This window comes from Franconibacter pulveris, from assembly GCF_056780215.1.
In genome coordinates, this window is sequence record NZ_CM165555.1 from 3,740,453 (window position 1) to 3,760,434 (window position 19,982).

Annotated in this window: 19 protein-coding genes and 2 tRNA genes; 10 read left to right on the forward strand and 11 right to left on the reverse strand. The window is 56.7% G+C overall.

The window, feature by feature from the left end; translation table 11 throughout:
- Positions 1 to 216: 216 nt before the first annotated feature.
- The 4 genes from ACU4F7_RS17625 to syd all read right to left on the reverse strand — a co-directional run bounded on the left by ACU4F7_RS17625 (position 217) and on the right by syd (position 2,986).
- Complete coding sequence (locus tag ACU4F7_RS17625; protein WP_029590983.1) at positions 217 to 666, reverse strand: flavodoxin; 450 nt, start codon at positions 664 to 666, stop codon at positions 217 to 219.
- Positions 667 to 677: 11 nt separating this feature from the next.
- Positions 678 to 1,469, reverse strand: coding sequence for a tRNA pseudouridine(65) synthase TruC (gene truC, locus ACU4F7_RS17630; protein ID WP_481637452.1), 792 nt, complete (start codon positions 1,467 to 1,469; stop codon positions 678 to 680).
- Positions 1,466 to 1,795: a YqcC family protein gene (locus ACU4F7_RS17635; RefSeq protein ID WP_029590985.1), complete on the reverse strand. Its 330-nt coding sequence runs from the start codon at positions 1,793 to 1,795 to the stop codon at positions 1,466 to 1,468. The genes truC and ACU4F7_RS17635 overlap by 4 nt, the downstream gene beginning before the upstream one ends.
- A 645-nt stretch (positions 1,796 to 2,440) precedes the next feature.
- The gene (gene syd / locus ACU4F7_RS17640; RefSeq protein ID WP_029590986.1) at positions 2,441 to 2,986 is read right to left on the reverse strand and encodes a SecY-interacting protein; all 546 of its coding nucleotides are present in this window, start codon (positions 2,984 to 2,986) and stop codon (positions 2,441 to 2,443) included.
- A gap of 70 nt (positions 2,987 to 3,056) precedes the next feature.
- Here syd and queF point away from each other — a divergent pair, with 70 nt between their 5' ends.
- The 5 genes from queF to xni all read left to right on the forward strand — a co-directional run bounded on the left by queF (position 3,057) and on the right by xni (position 9,442).
- Positions 3,057 to 3,899, forward strand: a complete 843-nt coding sequence (queF, locus tag ACU4F7_RS17645) for an NADPH-dependent 7-cyano-7-deazaguanine reductase QueF (protein ID WP_029590987.1) — start codon at positions 3,057 to 3,059, stop codon at positions 3,897 to 3,899.
- A gap of 107 nt (positions 3,900 to 4,006) precedes the next feature.
- Positions 4,007 to 5,371 (forward strand): nucleotide 5'-monophosphate nucleosidase PpnN, encoded by a 1,365-nt coding sequence (gene ppnN, locus ACU4F7_RS17650; RefSeq protein ID WP_029590988.1) that lies wholly within the window; start codon positions 4,007 to 4,009, stop codon positions 5,369 to 5,371.
- A gap of 467 nt (positions 5,372 to 5,838) precedes the next feature.
- On the forward strand, positions 5,839 to 7,125 hold the full coding sequence (locus ACU4F7_RS17655; protein ID WP_029590989.1) for an HAAAP family serine/threonine permease: 1,287 nt from the start codon (positions 5,839 to 5,841) through the stop codon (positions 7,123 to 7,125).
- 65 nt (positions 7,126 to 7,190) lie between these two features.
- Positions 7,191 to 8,558, forward strand: a complete 1,368-nt coding sequence (locus tag ACU4F7_RS17660) for an L-serine ammonia-lyase (RefSeq protein ID WP_481637453.1) — start codon at positions 7,191 to 7,193, stop codon at positions 8,556 to 8,558.
- Between the two features lie 128 nt (positions 8,559 to 8,686).
- Complete coding sequence (gene xni, locus ACU4F7_RS17665; RefSeq protein ID WP_029590991.1) at positions 8,687 to 9,442, forward strand: flap endonuclease Xni; 756 nt, start codon at positions 8,687 to 8,689, stop codon at positions 9,440 to 9,442.
- A 434-nt stretch (positions 9,443 to 9,876) separates the two neighbouring features.
- On the opposite strand, the gene rlmM is transcribed toward xni, so the two are convergent.
- From rlmM to ACU4F7_RS17685, 4 genes are all read right to left on the reverse strand, one after another.
- On the reverse strand, positions 9,877 to 10,977 hold the full coding sequence (gene rlmM, locus ACU4F7_RS17670) for a 23S rRNA (cytidine(2498)-2'-O)-methyltransferase RlmM (protein ID WP_481637454.1): 1,101 nt from the start codon (positions 10,975 to 10,977) through the stop codon (positions 9,877 to 9,879).
- Entirely contained in the window at positions 10,970 to 11,365 is a 396-nt protein-coding gene (locus ACU4F7_RS17675) for a DUF423 domain-containing protein (RefSeq protein ID WP_024556435.1), read from the reverse strand. Before ACU4F7_RS17675 ends, rlmM begins: the two co-directional genes overlap by 8 nt.
- A 45-nt stretch (positions 11,366 to 11,410) precedes the next feature.
- On the reverse strand, positions 11,411 to 12,328 hold the full coding sequence (gene gcvA / locus ACU4F7_RS17680; RefSeq protein ID WP_024556436.1) for a glycine cleavage system transcriptional regulator GcvA: 918 nt from the start codon (positions 12,326 to 12,328) through the stop codon (positions 11,411 to 11,413).
- 342 nt (positions 12,329 to 12,670) lie between these two features.
- Entirely contained in the window at positions 12,671 to 12,898 is a 228-nt protein-coding gene (locus ACU4F7_RS17685; RefSeq protein ID WP_029590993.1) for a YgdI/YgdR family lipoprotein, read from the reverse strand.
- Positions 12,899 to 13,089: 191 nt separating this feature from the next.
- On the opposite strand from ACU4F7_RS17685, the gene csdA reads away from it, so the two are divergent.
- Both csdA and csdE read left to right on the forward strand, forming a co-directional pair.
- The gene (gene csdA / locus ACU4F7_RS17690) at positions 13,090 to 14,295 is read left to right on the forward strand and encodes a cysteine desulfurase CsdA (RefSeq protein ID WP_029590994.1); all 1,206 of its coding nucleotides are present in this window, start codon (positions 13,090 to 13,092) and stop codon (positions 14,293 to 14,295) included.
- Positions 14,296 to 14,739: a cysteine desulfurase sulfur acceptor subunit CsdE gene (gene csdE, locus ACU4F7_RS17695; protein WP_481637455.1), complete on the forward strand. Its 444-nt coding sequence runs from the start codon at positions 14,296 to 14,298 to the stop codon at positions 14,737 to 14,739.
- On the opposite strand, the gene tcdA is transcribed toward csdE, so the two are convergent.
- Positions 14,740 to 15,549 carry a tRNA cyclic N6-threonylcarbamoyladenosine(37) synthase TcdA gene (gene tcdA, locus ACU4F7_RS17700; RefSeq protein WP_481637456.1) on the reverse strand — a complete coding sequence of 270 codons (810 nt, stop codon included), beginning with the start codon at positions 15,547 to 15,549 and terminating at the stop codon, positions 14,740 to 14,742.
- A gap of 57 nt (positions 15,550 to 15,606) precedes the next feature.
- Positions 15,607 to 16,704, reverse strand: coding sequence for a murein transglycosylase A (gene mltA / locus ACU4F7_RS17705; RefSeq protein ID WP_024556441.1), 1,098 nt, complete (start codon positions 16,702 to 16,704; stop codon positions 15,607 to 15,609).
- A gap of 203 nt (positions 16,705 to 16,907) precedes the next feature.
- Here mltA and ACU4F7_RS17710 point away from each other — a divergent pair.
- Both ACU4F7_RS17710 and ACU4F7_RS17715 read left to right on the forward strand, forming a co-directional pair.
- Positions 16,908 to 16,984 (forward strand) — tRNA-Met (locus tag ACU4F7_RS17710).
- Positions 16,985 to 17,025: 41 nt separating this feature from the next.
- Positions 17,026 to 17,102 (forward strand) — tRNA-Met (locus tag ACU4F7_RS17715).
- A 60-nt stretch (positions 17,103 to 17,162) separates the two neighbouring features.
- On the opposite strand, the gene amiC is transcribed toward ACU4F7_RS17715, so the two are convergent.
- Positions 17,163 to 18,410: an N-acetylmuramoyl-L-alanine amidase AmiC gene (gene amiC / locus ACU4F7_RS17720; protein WP_024556442.1), complete on the reverse strand. Its 1,248-nt coding sequence runs from the start codon at positions 18,408 to 18,410 to the stop codon at positions 17,163 to 17,165.
- Positions 18,411 to 18,642: 232 nt separating this feature from the next.
- Between amiC and argA the strand changes: the two genes are divergently transcribed.
- On the forward strand, positions 18,643 to 19,974 hold the full coding sequence (gene argA / locus ACU4F7_RS17725; protein ID WP_024556443.1) for an amino-acid N-acetyltransferase: 1,332 nt from the start codon (positions 18,643 to 18,645) through the stop codon (positions 19,972 to 19,974).
- Positions 19,975 to 19,982 lie beyond the last annotated feature (8 nt).

Here is a 19,982-nt window from a genome sequence, read left to right on the forward strand (position 1 = left end):
CGCCCTAACATTGCAGGCACGATTAGCTGTCTATTTTTGGCATTCGCCCAGGCGAGTGGGAGATATTTCACACAACCGTAAATGAAAGGGGCTACGTCGGGAAGAAGGGCAAAGCGGGTTAAAGGAGTGTGAGGTTTGTCGCTTGACGACGCAGCGGCGGCGAAATAAGAGAGGGTAATACAGGGAGAACTGCCCGGCGAACCGGGCAGCAAAGGGTTACTTGAGCAAGGCGCTCCAGTTCTCTACCCAGGGATTGGAGAGCGTTTCCGGCTCCGGGTACTCGCTTGCGTCGATAGTCAGCACTTCGCCTGTACGGGTCGCGCCCTGCTCCTGCAACAGCGCGTCGAATTTTTTACCGCCGCCGCAGAAGTTAGCGTAAGTGCTGTCGCCGAGCGCAATCAGCCCATAGCGCAGCTCGGGCTGGTAGCCGATTTTATCTTTAATCCCTTCATACAGCGGTACGATGCTGTCCGGAAGATCGCCCTGCCCGGTGGTGGAGGTGACGACAAGAACATACGCGTTGCGATAGTTCTCCCAGTCCGCCAGTTCCGGGTCTTCGTAGACGGCGGCGTCATGGCCGTGGCTTTTAAGGATAGCCTCCGCCTCTTCCGCCACCAGCAGCGAGTTTCCATACATGGTGCCGACAAAAATCCCTACTTTCGCCATCGTTGTACCTCTTAAGTGTCAGGCTGGTTAAGCTCATCCTGGACGCCAGGCGCGTTAAACTCAAGGTCTTCATTCATCGGGATAATTCCCCGCCAGCCGAAATGTGACAGCGCTTGCATCCAGGTGGCGTCAAAGCGCGCCCGCAGCGTTAACGGCTCGCCGGTAACCGGATGCGCGAGCGACAGTTCGCTTGCGTGCAGCATCAGCCTGTCGCAGCCAAAATGCGTCGCCGCCGCGCGGTTCTGGCGCAAATCGCCGTGCTTTGAATCACCGATAATCGGGTGGCGAAGATGCGCCATATGACGACGTAACTGGTGCTTGCGTCCGGTCTTCGGCAACATTTCCACCAGGCTGTAGCGCGCAGAGGAATAACGCCCCACCGCGACCGGCATTTCGGCAACAGCAAGCCCACGGTAGTGGGTGACGGCAGGTTGCGGCGCTTTATCGGCGCGGGAATATTTGTCGCCGATTTTGTCCAGCTCTTCGGTAAGCGCGTAATCCAGTTCGCCCTCAGCCTGCAGCCAGCCCCGCACAATCGCGTGATAACGTTTCTGGATTTGGTGCTGCTCAAACTGCTGCGCCAGCAGGCGCCCCGCCTCGCTGGAAAGCCCCATCAACAGTACGCCGGAAGTGGGTCTGTCGAGGCGATGGGCGGTAAAAACGTGCTGGCCTATCTGGTCGCGCACCGTCTGCATCACCACGACTTTCTCATCGCGATCCAGCCAACTGCGATGCACCAGCCAGCCGGAGGGCTTATTCACCGCCACCAGCCACTCGTCCTGGTAGATAATCTCAAGGCTCACGCGTCGTCACCCGTGAAAAGCGCATCAAGCTCCAGCAATTCAGCCAACACGGCCTCACGGCCCGGGTGCTGCGCCTCCAGAGCTATCTCATAATAAGGCGCCACCGCAAAGGCGCCCGGCAGTTCGCCGCCCGCATCCAGCAAAGCGTGCATACGCGGGATCAAAACCCACTGCAGCCATTCGTAAGGCTCCAGCGTATCCATGCAAAAAGGCTGCGTGCTGCTGAACGCTTCGGCGTCCGGCGGCGTGCTTTGCCAGAGTTGATGCTGGCGGAGCGCTGCTTCAACGCGTAATAGCTGCTCACGGAGTTGTTCTTCGCGTTTCATGAAGACCTCGACTGGGTAAAAGCGTGGGGGCAAAGCATAGCATTGTGCGGGGCGGAGGAAAAAAGCATAAAAAAAGGGAGCACTGTAAAAACAGTGCTCCCGGTTCGTTTCGCAGCAGTCCGGCTACTTCTTAATGCTCCCTGCTCGTCCGTGACAACTTTTCCAGCGGCCTTTCGACCTGTCATCCTTTTTAATGCATCCTGCAGCACATCATCCTGACGTTTACTTTGCGCCCCCCTGACGCATCGTCCTTAGTCATCCTGACCCACCGTTCATCCTGATCGGCTCTCATTCTCCTTCCTGGAGGTGTCCCTTAGCGCTCCTGCGCTCTCCTTTCGCTTCGTTCCTGAAGCCTTCCTTGCAACGCCCTCCGGCGTGTCCTGTTGTGAAGCCCCATCATCCTGACAGCCGCTTCACTGTGCGACTCCTTGTCGACGCAGATAGAATCGCCTATTCACTGAAGTCTTACAAGGCACTGTTTGATTACGATTTCACTTTAGTTTCATTCGTAAGCATGAGAACGCTTTATAAGTCATTAATAATTAAGGAACTGTAAATATTAGCTTTTAAGGAAATCCCGAAATATGACGTTGATGTCTTACAGACTTGTGAGATATCTCTTACAAAGTGAGGAGCAAAATTGTCTTACACATCAGGCGTCAGCGCCTGCAAAAATGCGGCGAGATCGGGCGACAGCACGCTTCGCTGCCTGGTGCCTACTCTTTCACGCACCACTTCGCCGGTGAGATTACAGAGCGAAACCACTTCCATTTCATCGTCCAGCGTGGCGAGAAAAACCGTCGGCGACAGCTTCAGGCGCTTTTGCATAACCAGATGGCCGATCAAATTTTCCTGAACGCGCTGAAAATCATCTTCGCTCCAGGCTTGCAGCAGAGTTAACGTCAGATCGTTGAACCGCGCCGGCATATCGCCTGCAAGCTGCGAGGCATAAAACGCATGCGCCGCCGGCTGAATCTGAATCTCCAGCGCCCGCTCTACCGCTTCCAGCGTGGCGGACGAGGAAAAACGCTGCGGCTGCCACTCTACGGTTTCGCCCCGCGTGGCGACAACACAGGGCGACGGTACGCCATAAAGCGCTTCACTTTGCGGGCCGGTGCCCGCTTTTTGCCGCCAGGCTTCGCAATAAAGATCGGTAAAAGCGGCGAGCGCCAGTTGTACTTCGTTATCCACCAGATTCTCTCTCTCTACCAGGTACGGTACACTTAACGTCATATTGTACCCGTATTATTGATGGTGACGCATGTCTTACGAAAACCACCAGGCGCTGAGCGGCCTGACGCTGGGTAAAACCACGGATTACCGCGACGAATATGACGCCTCCCTGCTGCAACCTGTTCCGCGCAGCCTGAACCGCGACCCGCTCGGCCTGAGCGCCGAAAGCCTGCCGTTCCACGGCGCAGATATCTGGACGCTCTATGAGCTCTCCTGGCTTAACCACAACGGCCTGCCGCAGGTCGCCGTGGGCGAAGTCTCCCTGGATGCCCGCAGCCGGAACCTGGTCGAGTCAAAAAGCTTCAAGCTTTATCTTAATAGCTTCAATCAGACGCGTTTCTCCTCCTGGGAAAACGTGCGGGAAACGCTACAGCGCGATTTAAGCGCCTGCGCGGAAGGCGACGTTGAAGTGCGACTTTATCGACTGAGCGAACTCGAAGGCGAACCCGTTGCGCACTTCCACGGCGAGTGTATCGACGAGCAGGATATTTCGATTGATAACTATGAGTTCGACGCCAACTACCTGAAGGGAGCGGCGGGCGAAAAGATTGTGGAAGAGACCCTGGTCAGCCACCTGCTTAAATCCAACTGTCTTATCACCAATCAGCCGGACTGGGGCTCCGTGCAGATTCGCTATCGCGGCCCGCAACTCGACCGCGAAAAGCTGCTGCGCTATCTGGTCTCCTTTCGTCACCATAACGAATTTCACGAGCAGTGCGTGGAGCGCATCTTTAATGACATTCAGCGCTTCTGCGGGCCTGAGAAACTGAGCGTCTACGCCCGCTATACCCGCCGCGGCGGCCTGGATATCAACCCCTGGCGCGCCAATACCGTTTTTCACCCCGCCACGGGCCGCCTGGTGCGTCAGTAAACGAAGCCGCCCGCCGGGACATTTTCTCCCGGCGGGTTGTTAAACCGAACAGGCCGGGGCTATTGTAATCAGAGGGAGCGGCGATTCTCGCCCCGTAAGGAGCTCACTTGATTACACATATTAGCCCTCTTGGCTCAATGGATTTATTGTCGCAGCTGGAAGTGGACATGCTCAAACGCACCGCCAGCAGCGATCTTTATCAACTTTTTCGCAATTGTTCGCTTGCGGTGCTCAATTCGGGGAGTCAGACCGACAACAGCAAGGAATTGCTGTCACGTTTTGAGAATTTCGATATCAACGTGCTGCGTCGCGAACGCGGGGTCAAGCTTGAGCTGATCAACCCGCCGGAAGAGGCTTTCGTAGACGGGCGGATCATCCGTTCCATTCAGGCCAACCTGTTTGCCGTGCTGCGCGATATCCTGTTCGTTAACGGGCAAATCTACAACGCCGGACGCTTTCAGCATCTCGATCTGGAAGACTCCATCCACATCACCAACCTGGTCTTTTCCATTTTGCGCAACGCCCGGGCGCTGCACGTTGGCGAAGCGCCGAATATGGTGGTCTGCTGGGGCGGTCACTCCATTAATGAAACCGAATACCTGTATGCTCGCCGTGTCGGCACGCAGCTTGGGTTGCGGGAGCTGAATATCTGCACCGGTTGCGGCCCGGGCGCGATGGAAGCGCCCATGAAGGGCGCGGCGGTAGGCCATGCCCAGCAGCGCTATAAAGACGGGCGCTTTATCGGCATGACTGAGCCTTCTATTATCGCCGCCGAGCCGCCTAACCCGCTGGTCAACGAACTTATCATCATGCCGGATATCGAAAAACGCCTTGAAGCCTTTGTGCGTATCGCCCATGGCATTGTGATTTTCCCGGGCGGCGTCGGCACGGCGGAAGAGCTGCTTTATCTGCTGGGCATTTTGATGAACCCGCACAACCGCGAGCAGGTGTTGCCGCTTATTCTCACCGGTCCGAGAGAGAGCGCCGATTACTTCCGCGTGCTGGATGAATTTATCGTCAATACGCTGGGACATCAGGCGCGCGAGCATTATCGGATAATCATCGACGATGCCGCCGAAGTGGCGCGCCAGATGAAAAAAGCGATGCCGATGGTGAAAGAAAATCGTCGTGAGACCGGCGACGCTTACAGTTTTAACTGGTCGATTCGCATCGCGCCCGACTTACAGGTGCCTTTCGAACCGTCGCACGCCAACATGGCCAACCTGAAGCTTTACCCGGACCAGCCGACGGAGCTGCTGGCCGCTGACCTGCGCCGGGCATTTTCAGGCATTGTCGCAGGCAACGTGAAAGAGGTGGGCATCCGCGCCATTGAGCAGTTCGGGCCGTATAAAATTCACGGCGACCCGCGCATGATGAAGCGAATGGACGATCTGCTGCAGGGCTTTGTCGCCCAGCATCGTATGAAGCTGCCAGGCTCGGCCTATATCCCATGTTATGAGATTTGCACCTGATTAACCCCCTTTCATAAGGCGGCCGAATGGTCGCCTTTTTTATTTCCTTTCCCCCTTAATGCGAAAACGATTGCGGCGCATTTTTCACCATCAATAATCATTTGAATTTATCTATCAGCAAGGTGAAACGCTGCTACTCGCCATATTTTCAGCAAAAAATGATCTATTCAATTTCCTTATATTTACCTCAACATCCACAAATGGCAGGCTTTGCGTGCGTTAATGCCAATTGATGCTGTGAAAGTAGACAGATACCCTGAAAAATACCCTTAATAAAGGTGGATTATTGCAATTGGGATCGGGATCACTGATGCATTCGTAACATGAATGTATCTTTCCGCCCGCCAATAGTTACGGGGAAAAATTATAAAAAACCCGTTATCAACAGCGTTTCATTTTACAGTCAGGCTATTTTTCGTTGGATATGACTAATAACCTGCTATTTATGCGTTCTTCAGGAGATACAGATGGAAACCACTCAAACCAGCACCGTTGCTTCCGTTGAAGCACGAAGCGCCTGGCGCAAAACCGACACTATGTGGATGCTGGGTCTTTACGGCACCGCTATTGGCGCAGGCGTACTTTTCCTGCCCATCAACGCAGGCGTAGGCGGCCTGATCCCACTTATCATTATGGCAATCATCGCTTTTCCCATGACTTTCTTCGCGCACCGCGGTCTGACTCGCTTCGTGCTCTCCGGTAAAAACCCGGGCGAAGATATTACGGAAGTGGTGGAAGAACATTTCGGCGTGGGCGCAGGCAAGCTCATCACCCTGCTCTACTTCTTCGCTATCTACCCGATTTTGCTGGTTTACAGCGTGGCTATCACCAACACCGTTGAGAGCTTCATGACGCACCAGCTTCAGATGACGGCTCCGCCGCGCGCCATCCTTTCGCTTATCCTGATTATCGGCATGATGACCATCGTGCGTTTCGGCGAGCAGATGATTGTTAAGGCGATGAGCGTGCTGGTCTTCCCGTTCGTCGCCGCGCTGATGCTGCTGGCGCTGTATCTGATCCCGCAGTGGAACGGTGCTGCGCTGGAAACCCTCTCCCTGAGCAGCGCCACCACCGGCAACGGTTTGTGGATGACGCTGTGGCTGGCGATCCCGGTCATGGTCTTCTCCTTTAACCACTCGCCGATCATCTCCTCCTTCGCCGTGGCGAAACGTGAAGAGTATGCCGAAGGGGCCGAGAAGAAGTGCTCCAGCATCCTGGCTCGCGCGCACATCATGATGGTGCTGACCGTAATGTTCTTCGTCTTCAGCTGCGTGCTGAGCCTGACGCCGGAAAACCTGGCGGAAGCGAAAGCGCAGAACATCTCCATCCTTTCTTATCTGGCGAACCACTTTAACGCGCCGGTTATCGCCTGGATGGCGCCTATCATCGCGATTATCGCTATCACCAAATCCTTCCTCGGCCACTATCTGGGGGCGCGCGAAGGCTTTAACGGCATGGTGATTAAATCGCTGCGCGGTCGCGGAAAAACTATCGAAATCAGCAAGCTGAACCGCATGACCGCGCTGTTCATGCTGGTGACCACCTGGATTGTCGCTACCCTGAACCCGAGCATCCTCGGCATGATTGAAACGATGGGCGGCCCGGTTATCGCGATGATCCTGTTCCTGATGCCGATGTACGCCATTCAGAAAGTGCCGGCGATGCGTAAATACAGCGGCCATATCAGCAACGTTTTTGTGGTTGTGATGGGTCTTATCGCTATCTCCGCTATTTTCTACTCCCTGTTTAGCTAATCGCTCTCCTGCGCCGCCCCCTGCGGCGGCGCACCTCGCTTCTCTGCGCAAGCCACGGACGCATCATGATCAGTGTTTTTGATATCTTTAAAATTGGCATTGGCCCTTCCAGCTCTCATACCGTAGGGCCGATGAAGGCGGGCAAACAGTTTACGGACGACCTTATCGCGAAGGGAGTACTGCACAACATCACCCGCGTGGTGGTGGATGTTTATGGCTCGCTTTCGCTGACCGGCAAAGGCCACCATACCGACATCGCCATTATTATGGGGCTGGCGGGCAACCTGCCGGACACGGTAGAGATAGACGCTATTCCCCATTTCATTCAGGACGTGAATACTCACGGTCGCCTTATGCTGGCGAACGGTCAGCATGAAGTCGAATTCCCGATAGACCGGTGCATGAATTTCCACGCCGACAACCTTTCGCTGCACGAAAACGGCATGCGCATTACCGCGCTGGCGGGCGAGAGCGTGCTCTATAGCCAGACTTACTACTCCATCGGCGGCGGCTTTATTGTCGATGAAGCGAACTTCGGCCAGACCAGCGCCGCGCCGATTGAAGTGCCTTATCCTTATAGCAACGCGGCGGATCTGCAGCGTCACTGCCAGCAGACCGGGCTTTCGCTCTCAGGCCTGATGATGCAAAACGAACTGGCGCTGCACAGCAAAGCAGAGCTGGAAGCGCACCTGGCGAGCGTCTGGGAGGTGATGCGCGGCGGCATTGAGCGCGGCATCACCACCGAAGGGGTGCTGCCCGGGAAACTGCGTGTGCCGCGCCGCGCCGCCGCGCTGCGCCGTATGCTGGTCAGCCATGATAAAACCACCGTTGACCCGATGAACGTGGTGGACTGGATAAACATGTTCGCGCTGGCCGTTAATGAAGAGAATGCCGCGGGTGGACGCGTGGTTACCGCGCCGACTAACGGCGCGTGCGGCATCGTACCGGCGGTGCTGGCTTACTACGACAAGTTCATCCGTGAAGTAAACGCTAACTCTCTCACCCGCTACCTGCTGGTGGCGAGCGCTATCGGTTCGCTCTATAAAATGAACGCCTCGATCTCCGGCGCCGAGGTGGGTTGTCAGGGAGAAGTGGGCGTCGCCTGTTCGATGGCGGCGGCGGGGCTGGCTGAGCTGCTCGGCGCAAGCCCTGCGCAGGTTTGCATCGCCGCTGAAATCGGCATGGAACATAACCTGGGGCTGACCTGCGACCCGGTAGCAGGCCAGGTGCAGGTACCCTGTATCGAGCGTAACGCCATCGCGGCGGTGAAAGCGGTCAACGCCGCGCGTATGGCGCTGCGCCGCACCAGCGAACCGCGCGTCTGCCTCGATAAGGTTATCGAAACCATGTATGAAACCGGCAAGGACATGAACGCCAAGTACCGCGAAACCTCCCGCGGGGGGCTGGCGATGAAAGTCGTCGCCTGCGATTAAACCGCACGCTTTTCCGCCCCGCCCGGGGCGGAATTTTTTGCGAGACGCCTTCCTGATTTGCGCCCTTTTCTGGCCCGCACCCTGCTGAAATGATAGGGTTAGCCCATCTTTTACAGTGGGATAAGACAGTGGCTCATTTATTAATTGTCGACGCGCTCAACCTGATTCGGCGCATTCATGCGGTGCAGGGCTCGCCCTGCGTTGAAGCGTGCCTGCACGCGCTTGACCAGTTAATTTTGCACAGCCAGCCCACTCATGCGGTGGCGGTTTTTGATGATGAAGCGCGAAGCCAGGGCTGGCGGCACCAGCTGTTGCCTGACTATAAAGCCGGTCGTCCGCCGATGCCGGAAGCGCTGCAGGCGGAAATGGGCGCGCTGCGCGAGGCGTTCGCCCGTCACGGCGTACCCTGCTGGGTAAGCGAAGGCAACGAAGCCGACGACCTTGCGGCGACGCTGGCGGTAAAAGTCGCGGCGGCGGGCCAGCAGGCGACGATTGTCTCTACCGACAAAGGCTATTGCCAGCTGCTTTCTCCCACCATCCGCATTCGCGATTACTTTCAGAAACGCTGGCTGGACGCGCCGTTTATCGCCGCAGAGTTTGGCGTAGCGCCGGAGCAGCTACCTGATTTCTGGGGCCTTGCCGGCATCAGCAGCAGCAAAATTCCAGGGGTGGCGGGCATTGGCCCCAAAAGCGCGACGCAGTTGATTACGCAGTTCGGCAGTCTGGAGATGCTCTATGCAAAGCTCGACGACGCGCCGGAGAAATGGCGCAAGAAGCTGGCGGAGCATAAAGAGAGCGCCTTTATCTGCCGCGACGTCGCGCGGCTCAAAACGGATCTACAGCTGGACGGCAACCTGCAGCAGTTGAGACTGGCGGGCAGATAAAGCGGCCAGCGGTACGCCGTTCTCCGCACGTTTTGTGAATGCCATAAATAGCCATTCAGGGCGGCGTGACGCTTATAAAATTTATAAAGAAACGGCCAGTGACGGGAGAAACGTAATCCGGCTGAAGATCGCCTCAGCTTTTTTACGGTGGCGGGGTCGCGCCTGGGGGACATGCCTGCCCCGAAGCCAGCGGAAAAAAGATAAGCTCTCCCCGTAAGGGTGATTATCCGCCGGAGTCGGGATTATTAAGAGGGCGACGAGTCACCTTAACGCGTTCGCGGGAGAAAAAGTGACGTAAAGCACTCACGCGTCGGCGAACGTGATGTCTCACCCTCTCTGCATACGCAGCTTCAGACGTTGGGCGTATAAAAAAGGCGGATACGCTACGCTTATCCGCCTCTTATCATCACGCTTCATTTTTGCAGGTTAACCGCTTAACGCTCGTCGCGACGCCCGCCCACCGCCGCCCACCAGCGGCGGACATGCACGGTAACTTCTTCACGGTCATGGTAGAGCTGGCGCGCCTGAATTTCAGCGTTAATGCCGTTTGCTTCCAGCTGCTCGCGAATAAAGGCGATATTCTGCGAAACCTCTTCATAACGCTTTTTCATCGGCAGCTTCAGGTTGAAAATGGTTTCGCGGCACCAGCCGTTGACCAGCCACTGCGCCATCAGCGCCGCCACTTTTGCGGGCTTCTCCACCATATCGCACACCATCCAGGAGATGTTGTTGCGGTTCGGGCGATATTTAAAGCCGTCTTCGCGCAGCCAGGTGACTTGTCCGGTATCCATCAGGCTCTGCGCCATCGGACCGTTATCCACCGAAGAAACCCACATGTTGCGTTTTACCAGCTGATAGGTCCAGCCGCCCGGACAGGCGCCGAGGTCTACAGCATACATTCCGTTTGCCAGCCGTTCGTCCCACTCATCAGCCGGGATGAAGACGTGAAACGCCTCTTCCAGCTTGAGCGTTGAGCGGCTCGGCGCGTCAGCCGGAAACTTCAGGCGCGGAATGCCCATATAGAAAGACGAGTTGTTGTCTGAATACGAATAGCCGGTATAACAGCAGCCTGGCGCAATAAAGAAGACATGCACAACCGGCCGCTTCGGCGTTTCATAGCTGGCGAGGATCTTCGCCTCACGCAGCGCCGCACGCAGCGGCACCGTGAATTTGCGGCAGAACTTCATCAGCTCTTTGCTTTCGTTGGTATCCGCCACTTCCACGCGCAGTTCGCCGCCCTTTTCCACCACGCCCTGCAGCATGCCGACAATCGGCGTAACGCGGTCTTCCGGCGGCAAATCGGTTAACAACTCGCCCGCCACTATCATCTGGCGGGCAAAAATCAGCGAGCTGAACGGCAATTCGCGTCCCAGCTTGTCCGCTTCTTGCGGCTGGTAGCACTCAAACACCACATAGCCGGAGTGCTCTTTCACGCGGGCGAAACCGTAGACGCCACGCTGCGCCGCTTTGTCGGTTATCTCCGCCGCGCACTCTTTCTCAAAACCCTGGCGGCAGTACAAAATGACCTTATTCATGAACCGAACCTTTACGCTTCAGACGCACCGCGCCAATTAACATTAATACCCAACCGGCGAGGAAACTCACGCCGCCTACCGGCGTGACAAACGCCCAAAGCCGCAGGTGCGAAAGCGCCAGGCAATAGAGGCTGCCGCTGAAAAGCACCGTGCCGAGCGCGAGAAAAACGCTGCTCCAGTAAAACCAGATGCTGATGCGGCGCTGCATCGCGACCGCAAGCCCAAGGATAGCCAGCGTGTGGAACGCCTGGTATTCCAGACCGGTCTGGATCCAGCCCATCTCCACAACGCCTAAAGATTTGCTTAAAACGTGCGCCCCAAAAGCGCCGAGAGCCACAAAAATAAAGCCACTTACCGCGGCGAAAATCAGCATAAAACGGCTGGTCATGATGTAACCCTAAAAGTCAGGCGCGCCGGGGCGCGCGATATGTTGTTATTGCTCGTAGCGAAAACGAAACTTTTCCTGCTCGCTGGCCGCTTTCGAAAGAATCCACTGACGAAAGGCCGCTATTTTACCCAGTTCTGCCTGGCTGTCATGACAAACCAGATAAAACGCGTTCTTACTGACCAGCACATCGTTAAACGGGCAGACCAGGCGGCCCGCCTCAATCTCTGACTGCGCCATGACATTGTTGGCAAGGGCAATGCCCTGGCCGTGAATAGCCGCCTGCAGCACCATGGCGCTGTGGCTAAAAATCGGCCCTTGCTGCACGTTAATATGGTTAAGACCAAGCTGACGCGTATAAGTTTGCCAGTCGCGACGAGAGGCGTCGTGCAGCAGCGTGTGTTTTTCCAGATCTTGTGGCGTTTTCAAAGGTTTATCGCCCGTGAGCAGCAGCGGAGAACAGACCGGCAGCAAATATTCGGCGTAGAGCTTTTCTACTCTCAGCCCAGGCCAGTTGCCGCGCCCGTAAAAAATCGCCACGTCGACGTCATCCGCCAGCTTATCTTCTTCGCGGTCCACCGCCTGGATACGCACATCAATGCCCGGATAAGCGGAGTTAAAGCTGGAAAGCCGTGGCACCAGCCAGTGTATGGCGAAGCTCGGCAGCAGGCTCACCGTCAGCGCGCCTTTCGCGCTGCGGGCCTGCAGCTTGCGCGTCGCTTCGGTGAGCTGAGAGAAAATTTCTTTAATATCGAGAAAGTAGCTTTGCCCCTCTTCGGTAAGCAGCAGCGAGCGGTTACGCCGGCGAAAAAGCTTCAGCCCCAGGAAATCCTCAAGCGACTTAATCTGATGGCTGACCGCCGCCTGGGTAACAAAGAGTTCATCAGCGGCTTTGGTAAAGCTTAAATGGCGCGCGGCGGCGTCAAAAACGCGTAATGCGTTTAACGGGGGTAATCGCTTGGACATGGTTGTCGGGTTTCGTGTTAACGCTCATTAACAAAAAGGATGACGGGACGTCACCTATTAGTTTTTTTTATCTGAGGCATTATAAATTGTCCGTTGAGGTTGCACCAGCAAATACCTATAGTGGCGCCACTTCCTGAGCCGGAACGAAAAGTTTTTCGGGATGAGCGTTCTGAGGGACTTTTGGCTTACGGTTGTGATGTTGTGTTGTTGTGTTTGCATTTGGTCTGCTATTCAGACCATGGTAGCAAAGCTACCCTATTTCACTTCCTGTACATTTACCCTGTCTGTCCATAGTGATTAATGTAGCACCGCGAATTGCGGTGCTTTTTTTTGCCTGCTCGCTTATTTCTCCAGCGCCACCATCTCTTTCACGTCAGAACGGTTGATCTGCTGCTGGTTGCCGTTGGCGTCTTTATACTTAATCATACCGGTTTCATCATCAGTCTTCGGTTTGCCGTCGGAGACGATAGAGCGGCCATCGTTTGTGTGCATTACATAGTTAGGGCCAGAACAAGCACTCAGAGCGAAGGCCATAATACAAGCAGATACTACAGCGGCTGTCTTTTTCATATTCTTCTCCTTGTAGAGTTTAATGCTATGTAAACTTCTTCTGCTGACAGGCTTAAATGTTCACCTAACATTATTCAGCATAACCCTCCTTCCCCGTTTTGCCAGAATAAACAGACTAATCCGATGGTTATGAACTCCCTTGTCCTGACGCGATAAATGCGCGACGATCGAGCGCTATCACGAGGAGCATTATGACAGCATTTAATCCCGCCCGTTTTCGCGGGCAGTTCCCGGCGCTGGCCGACGCGGGCGTCTATCTCGACAGCGCCGCCACCGCCTTAAAACCGCAGGTGGTGATTGAAGCGACGCAGCAGTTTTATAGCCTGAGCGCAGGCAACGTGCATCGCAGCCAGTTCGCCGAAGCGCAGCGTTTAACGGCGCGCTATGAAGCGGCCCGCGAAGCGGTGGCGCGGTGGCTTAACGCGCCGGACAGCAAAAACATCATCTGGACCAAAGGCGCGACCGAAGCGCTGAACCTCGTCGCGCAGTGCTATGCGCGCCCGCGGCTGAAAGCGGATGACGAAATCATCGTCAGCGAAGCGGAGCATCACGCGAATCTCGTTCCCTGGCTGATGGTGGCGGAACAAACCGGCGCGCGGGTGGTGAAGTTGCCTGTCGGCGTCGATCGCCTGCCCAATCTCGCAAAGCTTCCTGACTTACTCAACGAGCGAACCCGTATTCTGGCGCTGGGACAGATGTCGAACGTGACTGGCGGTTGCCCGGACCTTGCGCGCGCCATCACGCTTGCGCATCAGGCGGAGGCCGTGGTCGTGGTGGACGGCGCTCAGGGCGTAGTGCACTGCCCACCGGACGTTCAGGCGCTGGATATCGATTTTTACGCCTTTTCCGGCCATAAATTATACGGACCGACCGGCATCGGCGTGCTTTACGGCAAAGGCGAGCTGCTGGAGGCGATGTCGCCGTGGCTCGGCGGCGGTAAAATGATCACCCACGTCTCGTTCGACGGTTTCAAAACCCAGCCGGTGCCTTACCGTTTTGAGGCGGGCACGCCTAACGTGGCGGGCGTGATTGGCCTGAGCGCGGCGCTGGAGTGGCTTGGCGACGTAGACTTATTGAAAGCGGAAAGCTACAGCCGCGGGCTTGCCACGCTTGCTGAAGCGGAGCTGTCGAAGCGCCCGGGTTTTCGCTCGTTCCGCTGTCAGGATTCGAGCCTGCTCGCCTTTGATTTCGCAGGCGTACACCACAGCGACATGGTGACGCTGCTTGCTGAATATGGCATCGCGCTGCGTGCGGGCCAGCACTGCGCACAGCCTTTGCTGGCGGCGCTGGGGGTCAGCGGCACGCTGCGCGCCTCGTTCGCGCCTTATAACACCCAGGGCGATGTCGAAGCGCTGATTGCCGCGGTAGACCGCGCACTGACTATTCTGGTGGACTAAATGACAACAGGTTACCTTGCCGGGCATCCGTTCGGCGTTTCCATTACCGCCGACACGCTGCGGCAAACCTTTGGCCCGCTCACGCAGTGGGAAGATAAATATCGTCAGCTCATCCTGCTTGGCAAGCAGCTGCCTGCCCTGCCGGAAGATCTTAAGCGCGAAGAGATTGAGATACCGGGCTGCGAAAACCGCGTCTGGCTCGGCCACAGCCGCCAGCCAGACGGGAAGCTGCACTTTTACGGCGACAGCGAAGGACGCATCGTGCGCGGTTTGCTGGCGGTGCTGCTGGTGGCGATAGAAGGGAAAGCGCCGCAAGCGTTGCTGGCGCACGACCCGCTAGCGCTCTTCGACGAACTGGGGCTGCGCGCGCAGCTTAGCGCGTCGCGCAATCAGGGGTTAACCGCGCTGGCCGAAGCGGTGAAGCAGGCGGCCCGCGCCGGGTAATTACCGCGCCTCGCGCGCCGCTTTCGCCACCATCTTTTTCAGCGCATGCGAGACCGCCACAAAGCCAAACGTGGCGGTCACCATCGTCGCCGCGCCGAAACCAGAGGCGCAATCCATCCGCTTCGGCCCTTCAGCCGTGCTTTTCATGGCGCACACCGTGCCGTCCGCCTGCGGGTAGACCAGCGCTTCGGTGGAAAAGACGCAGTCGACGCCAAGCTTGCCTTTGCTGTTTTTCACCACGCCAAAGTCGCTTTTCAGCCGCTCGCGCAGCTTCGCCGCCAGCGGATCCTGAATGGTTTTCGCCAGATCCGTCACCTGAATCTGCGTCGGGTCAATCTGCCCGCCCGCGCCGCCAGTGGTCACCAGCGGGATCTTATTACGTCGGCAGAATGCGATAAGCGCCGCTTTAGGCCGCACGCTGTCGATGGCGTCGATAACGTAGGTGAAGTCCTGGTTCAGGTGCTGCGCAACGTTATCGGCCGTAATAAAGTCATCCACCACCGTGACCCGGCACTCCGGGTTAATCTGCCGGATACGCTCCGCCATGACTTCCGCTTTCGCCAGCCCCACGTTGTCGCGCAGCGCATGGATTTGCCGGTTGGTATTGGTAATACAGACATCATCCATGTCGATAAGCGTAATGGCGCCAATGCCGGTGCGGGCCAGCGCTTCCGCCGCCCACGAGCCGACGCCGCCGATACCGACGACGCAGAGATGGGCGTTGGCGAAAAGCTCAAGCGCGGTTTCGCCATATAAACGGGCGGTGCCGCCGAAACGGCTTCGCCAGGCATCAGTAAGAACGACTGCCATGATAACCTCGGGTAATACGAATGAGCGGGCGGCTGAACCGCCCGCGAAAGGCAGGGATTAACCGCTGAAGACGTTGCCCGCGCCAGGCGCTGATTTCAGCACCCATACGCGACCGTAGTGATTATACCATCCCGCGCGATGTCCCGCGTCGGGGCCGATACCCTGATAAATATCGAAGTGCTGGCCTTTGATAGCGCCGCCGACATCCAGCGCCACCATCAGGCGCAGCTCATATTGTCCGTTGAACTTGCCGTTGTTGTCCAGCAACGGCACTTCTGCGAGCAGCGTGGTGCCCGCCGGGATAATCGAGCGGTCGGAAGCGACCGAAGCGCGGCCAATCAACGGCACCGCGCTCGCCCCTTTCACCGGCGCGTAAGACTGCGGTTTAAAGAAGACGAAAGAGGGGTTTTGCTCCAGCAGTTCTCGCACTTCCGCCTCGCTGTGGGTTTCGCCCCACTGGCGGATCGCCTGCATCGACATATCCTCTTTTTTCACTTCGCCGCGGTCGATAAGCACCTTGCCGATGCTGCGGTAGGCGTGGCCGTTTTTACCTGCATAAGCAAAGAAATTGAGCGGACGACCATCGCCGAAGTCGATATAGCCGCTGCCCTGCACGTCCATAATGAAGTTATCCATCAGGGAATTGCTGTAAGCCAGCACGTAGTTTTCGCTCAGCGCCCCCGCGTAAATCTCGGCGCGGGAAGGCAGACGGCCGCGCTTGGGCGGCATGCGGTAAATCGGATACTGGAATTCGCCCTGACGGGTGTAGCGCGCCTGCACGACCGGGGTGTAATAGCCCGTGAACTGCACGTTGCCGTAATTATCCGCCCCTTCCATCTGCCAGGCGTCGATGCCGAACTGGCGCAGCGTGCGGGTGTCGCCGCCTGAGCGCAGCCACTCTTGCACGGCGTTATAAACGCTGCTCTGGCTGCCGTATAAGCGCGGCGAGGCGTTACGAATTTCGCTGACCTGCTGGGAAAAATCGCCCGCGTTGATGGGCGCGCCCACGGCATCCGGCTGGTTTACCAGTGAGAACGGCTGATGAAACTTGCCGTCTTTATATTGTTGACCGCGATCGGTCGGTTTAGAGGAACAGGCCGCGAGGATAGCCACCATCGCTCCTGTCGCCAGATATCTTGCCAGACGCCCTTTCATTACTCTCTCCAGGTTACCGCTTTCCGCAGGCGAAGATAGCAAACACGCGGGGTCAATGAAACGGATTCGCCTTAAGCAGAATCAAATAAGGATAAAAAATAAACAGATGGCGGGATATTTCAGCAACAGGGCGGAGGAATGGCCGTTTGTTTTAAAAAAAGGTTGCATCGAGATGTCAGCAGAGTATAGTGCGCTTCCACGGACGCGGGGTGGAGCAGCCTGGTAGCTCGTCGGGCTCATAACCCGAAGGTCGTCGGTTCAAATCCGGCCCCCGCAACCAATTAACGCGCCGTGCGCGACAATGTGAAGAAGTATGACGGACGCGGGGTGGAGCAGCCTGGTAGCTCGTCGGGCTCATAACCCGAAGGTCGTCGGTTCAAATCCGGCCCCCGCAACCAACAATAAAATGAACACCCTTTCGGGTGTTTTTTTATGCCTGAAATTCACCAAAAGGCGCGTTAACCGCGCCTTGCCAGCGTTCCGCCATCGGCGAAATAGGCTTTAATCCCCGCCAGAATCGAAACGGCCACCTCCTGCTGAAACGCCGCGGTGCGCAGCTTTTTCTCTTCTTCGACGTTACTGATAAACGCGGTTTCCACCAGAATGGAAGGGATGTCGGGCGCCTTCAGCACCGCAAAGCCCGCCTGATCCACGCTGTTTTTATGCAGCTTATTCACGCCGCCCAGGCGGTTTAATACCTCTTTGCCAAACTTCAGACTGTCGGAAATGGTCAGCGACTGCACCATATCGAACATGGTGTGGTCGAGATAAACATCCCCGCTCTTGCTGACGCCGCCCACAAGGTCGGCGGCATTCTGCGTCTGCGCCAGGTATTTCGCCGCGGCGCTGGTGGCCCCTTTTGTCGAGAGCGCAAAGACGGACGAGCCGCGCGCCGCCCGGCTGGTAAAGGCATCGGCGTGAATGGAGACAAACAGGTCGGCGCGCTGCTTCTGCGCCTTCGCCACACGTACTTTGAGCGGGATAAAGATATCCTCGTTGCGCGTCATGTAGGCTTTCATGTTGAGCTCTTTTTCAATCAGCGCCTTCAGCCGTCTTGCGATTTGCAGCACCACATCTTTTTCACGCGTTTTATATTTACCGATGGCGCCGGGGTCTTCCCCGCCGTGTCCGGGGTCAATCATGATGACGATAGGTCGGTCGCGCCCCGCTTTACCCGGCTGCGGTCCACCCTGCGGCGTTTTTTGGTCGAGTTCGCCTTTATTGTAATCTTCCAGCAACGCCAGCAGCGGATCCTGTTCGCTGGCGCTGTCCGCCGGGTAGAGATCTATCACCAGACGCTCTTTAAACTCCGCCACCGGAGCCAGGGCGAAAAGGTGCGGCGTAACGTTCTTTTTCAGTTCAAAGACCATGCGCACCGTTTTCGGGTCAAACTGCCCGACGCGCGCGGATTTGATAAAGGGATCGTTGTCGCTTATGTGGTTGCCAAGCCCTTTCAGCACGGAGTTGAGGTGCACGCCTTCGATATCGACCACCACCCGCTCAGGGTTGCTCAGCGCAAACTGTCGATACTTCAGCACGCGGTTAGATTCGAGCGTAACGCGGGTATAAGCGGAGGCGGGCCAGACGCGCACCGCCACCACCTGGCTTGAAGCGGCAAAACCAATCTGGCTGACGCTTAATAACCACATGGCGCCCGTCCCCTGCAAAAGCTGACGACGGCTTAAAGATTTACTGGAACCAGACATGCCTCTCCCGAGCAGAATAAAAACGAAACCCTGACATAACATCGTAAAAACAGGCGGAAAACTTTAGCGAATGGTGCTTTGGCTGTCATCAATAAAAGGGTAAACAATCACGTTGGGCGGCTTTTGCCCGATGTTCAGCGCTTGCATTGCGCGAAATTGTTGCTTGCATGGCGGGCAGGAAAAGAATAAAAATACATAAATTACGAATAATCATGCATTGAGGGGTTTAGCCGTGGTGAAGGAGCGTCGAACCGAGCTGGTCCAGGGATTCCGTCATTCCGTTCCCTATATTAACGCGCATCGGGGAAAAACGTTTGTCATTATGCTTGGCGGCGAAGCCATTGAGCATGAGAATTTCTCTAATATCGTCAATGACATCGGCTTACTGCATAGTCTCGGCATCCGGCTGGTGGTCGTCTATGGCGCTCGCCCGCAAATAGACGCTAACCTCGCGGCCCATCATCACGAACCGCTTTATCACAAGCATACCCGCGTAACGGACGCCCGCACGCTCGACCTGGTAAAACAGGCGGCAGGCCTTTTACAACTCGACATTACCGCGCGCCTCTCCATGAGCCTGAACAATACGCCGCTGCAGGGCGCGCATATTAACGTGGTAAGCGGCAATTTTATTATCGCCCAGCCGCTCGGCGTGGATGACGGGGTGGACTACTGCCATAGCGGACGCATTCGCCGCATTGATGAAGAGGCGATCCATCGTCAGCTCGACAGCGGCGCGATTGTGCTGATGGGGCCGGTGGCGGTTTCCGTTACCGGTGAAAGTTTTAACCTGACGTCGGAAGAGATTGCGACGCAGCTCGCTATCAAACTGAAAGCAGAAAAGATGATCGGCTTCTGCTCTTCGCAGGGGGTGATGGACGAAACCGGCGCTATCGTTTCCGAACTTTTCCCGAACGAAGCCCAGGCGCGCGTGGAAACGCTGGAAGCGGCGGGAGACTATCACTCCGGCACCGTGCGCTTTTTGCGCGGCGCAGTGAAAGCCTGCCGCAGCGGCGTGCGCCGCAGCCATTTAATCAGCTATCAGGAGGATGGCGCGTTGCTGCAGGAACTTTTCTCACGCGAAGGGATTGGCACGCAGATAGTGATGGAGAGCGCCGAGCAGATCCGTCGCGCCACGATTAACGACATTGGCGGCATTCTGGAACTGATCCGCCCGCTGGAGCAGCAGGGCATTCTGGTGCGCCGCTCCCGCGAACAGCTGGAGATGGAGATAGACAAGTTCACCATTATTCAGCGCGACAACCTGACTATTGCCTGCGCCGCGCTCTACCCTTTCCCGGAAGAGAAGATTGGCGAAATGGCCTGCGTGGCGGTGCATCCGGACTACCGCAGCTCGTCGCGCGGCGAGGCGTTGTTGCAGCGCGTGGCAAGCCAGGCGAAGCAGATGGGGCTGAGTAAACTTTTTGTACTCACCACCCGCAGCATCCACTGGTTCCAGGAGCGGGGCTTTACGCCCGTGGACATCGACTCGCTGCCCGAGAGTAAAAAGCAGATGTACAACTACCAGCGGCGCTCCAAGGTGCTGATGGCGGACCTCACCTAGCGCTCAGG

Excerpts from the sequence above, each read along its gene's own strand:
- ACU4F7_RS17625 (WP_029590983.1), bottom strand. The coding sequence starts at position 666 with ATGGCGAAAGTAGGGATTTTTGTCGGCACCATGTATGGAAACTCGCTG.
- ACU4F7_RS17635 (WP_029590985.1), bottom strand. The coding sequence starts at position 1,795 with ATGAAACGCGAAGAACAACTCCGTGAGCAGCTATTACGCGTTGAAGCA.
- queF (WP_029590987.1), top strand. The coding sequence starts at position 3,057 with ATGTCTTACGAAAACCACCAGGCGCTGAGCGGCCTGACGCTGGGTAAA.
- ACU4F7_RS17655 (WP_029590989.1), top strand. The coding sequence starts at position 5,839 with ATGGAAACCACTCAAACCAGCACCGTTGCTTCCGTTGAAGCACGAAGC.
- ACU4F7_RS17660 (WP_481637453.1), top strand. The coding sequence starts at position 7,191 with ATGATCAGTGTTTTTGATATCTTTAAAATTGGCATTGGCCCTTCCAGC.
- rlmM (WP_481637454.1), bottom strand. The coding sequence starts at position 10,977 with ATGAATAAGGTCATTTTGTACTGCCGCCAGGGTTTTGAGAAAGAGTGC.
- ACU4F7_RS17675 (WP_024556435.1), bottom strand. The coding sequence starts at position 11,365 with ATGACCAGCCGTTTTATGCTGATTTTCGCCGCGGTAAGTGGCTTTATT.
- gcvA (WP_024556436.1), bottom strand. The coding sequence starts at position 12,328 with ATGTCCAAGCGATTACCCCCGTTAAACGCATTACGCGTTTTTGACGCC.
- ACU4F7_RS17685 (WP_029590993.1), bottom strand. The coding sequence starts at position 12,898 with ATGAAAAAGACAGCCGCTGTAGTATCTGCTTGTATTATGGCCTTCGCT.
- csdA (WP_029590994.1), top strand. The coding sequence starts at position 13,090 with ATGACAGCATTTAATCCCGCCCGTTTTCGCGGGCAGTTCCCGGCGCTG.
- csdE (WP_481637455.1), top strand. The coding sequence starts at position 14,296 with ATGACAACAGGTTACCTTGCCGGGCATCCGTTCGGCGTTTCCATTACC.
- tcdA (WP_481637456.1), bottom strand. The coding sequence starts at position 15,549 with ATGGCAGTCGTTCTTACTGATGCCTGGCGAAGCCGTTTCGGCGGCACC.
- mltA (WP_024556441.1), bottom strand. The coding sequence starts at position 16,704 with ATGAAAGGGCGTCTGGCAAGATATCTGGCGACAGGAGCGATGGTGGCT.
- amiC (WP_024556442.1), bottom strand. The coding sequence starts at position 18,410 with ATGTCTGGTTCCAGTAAATCTTTAAGCCGTCGTCAGCTTTTGCAGGGG.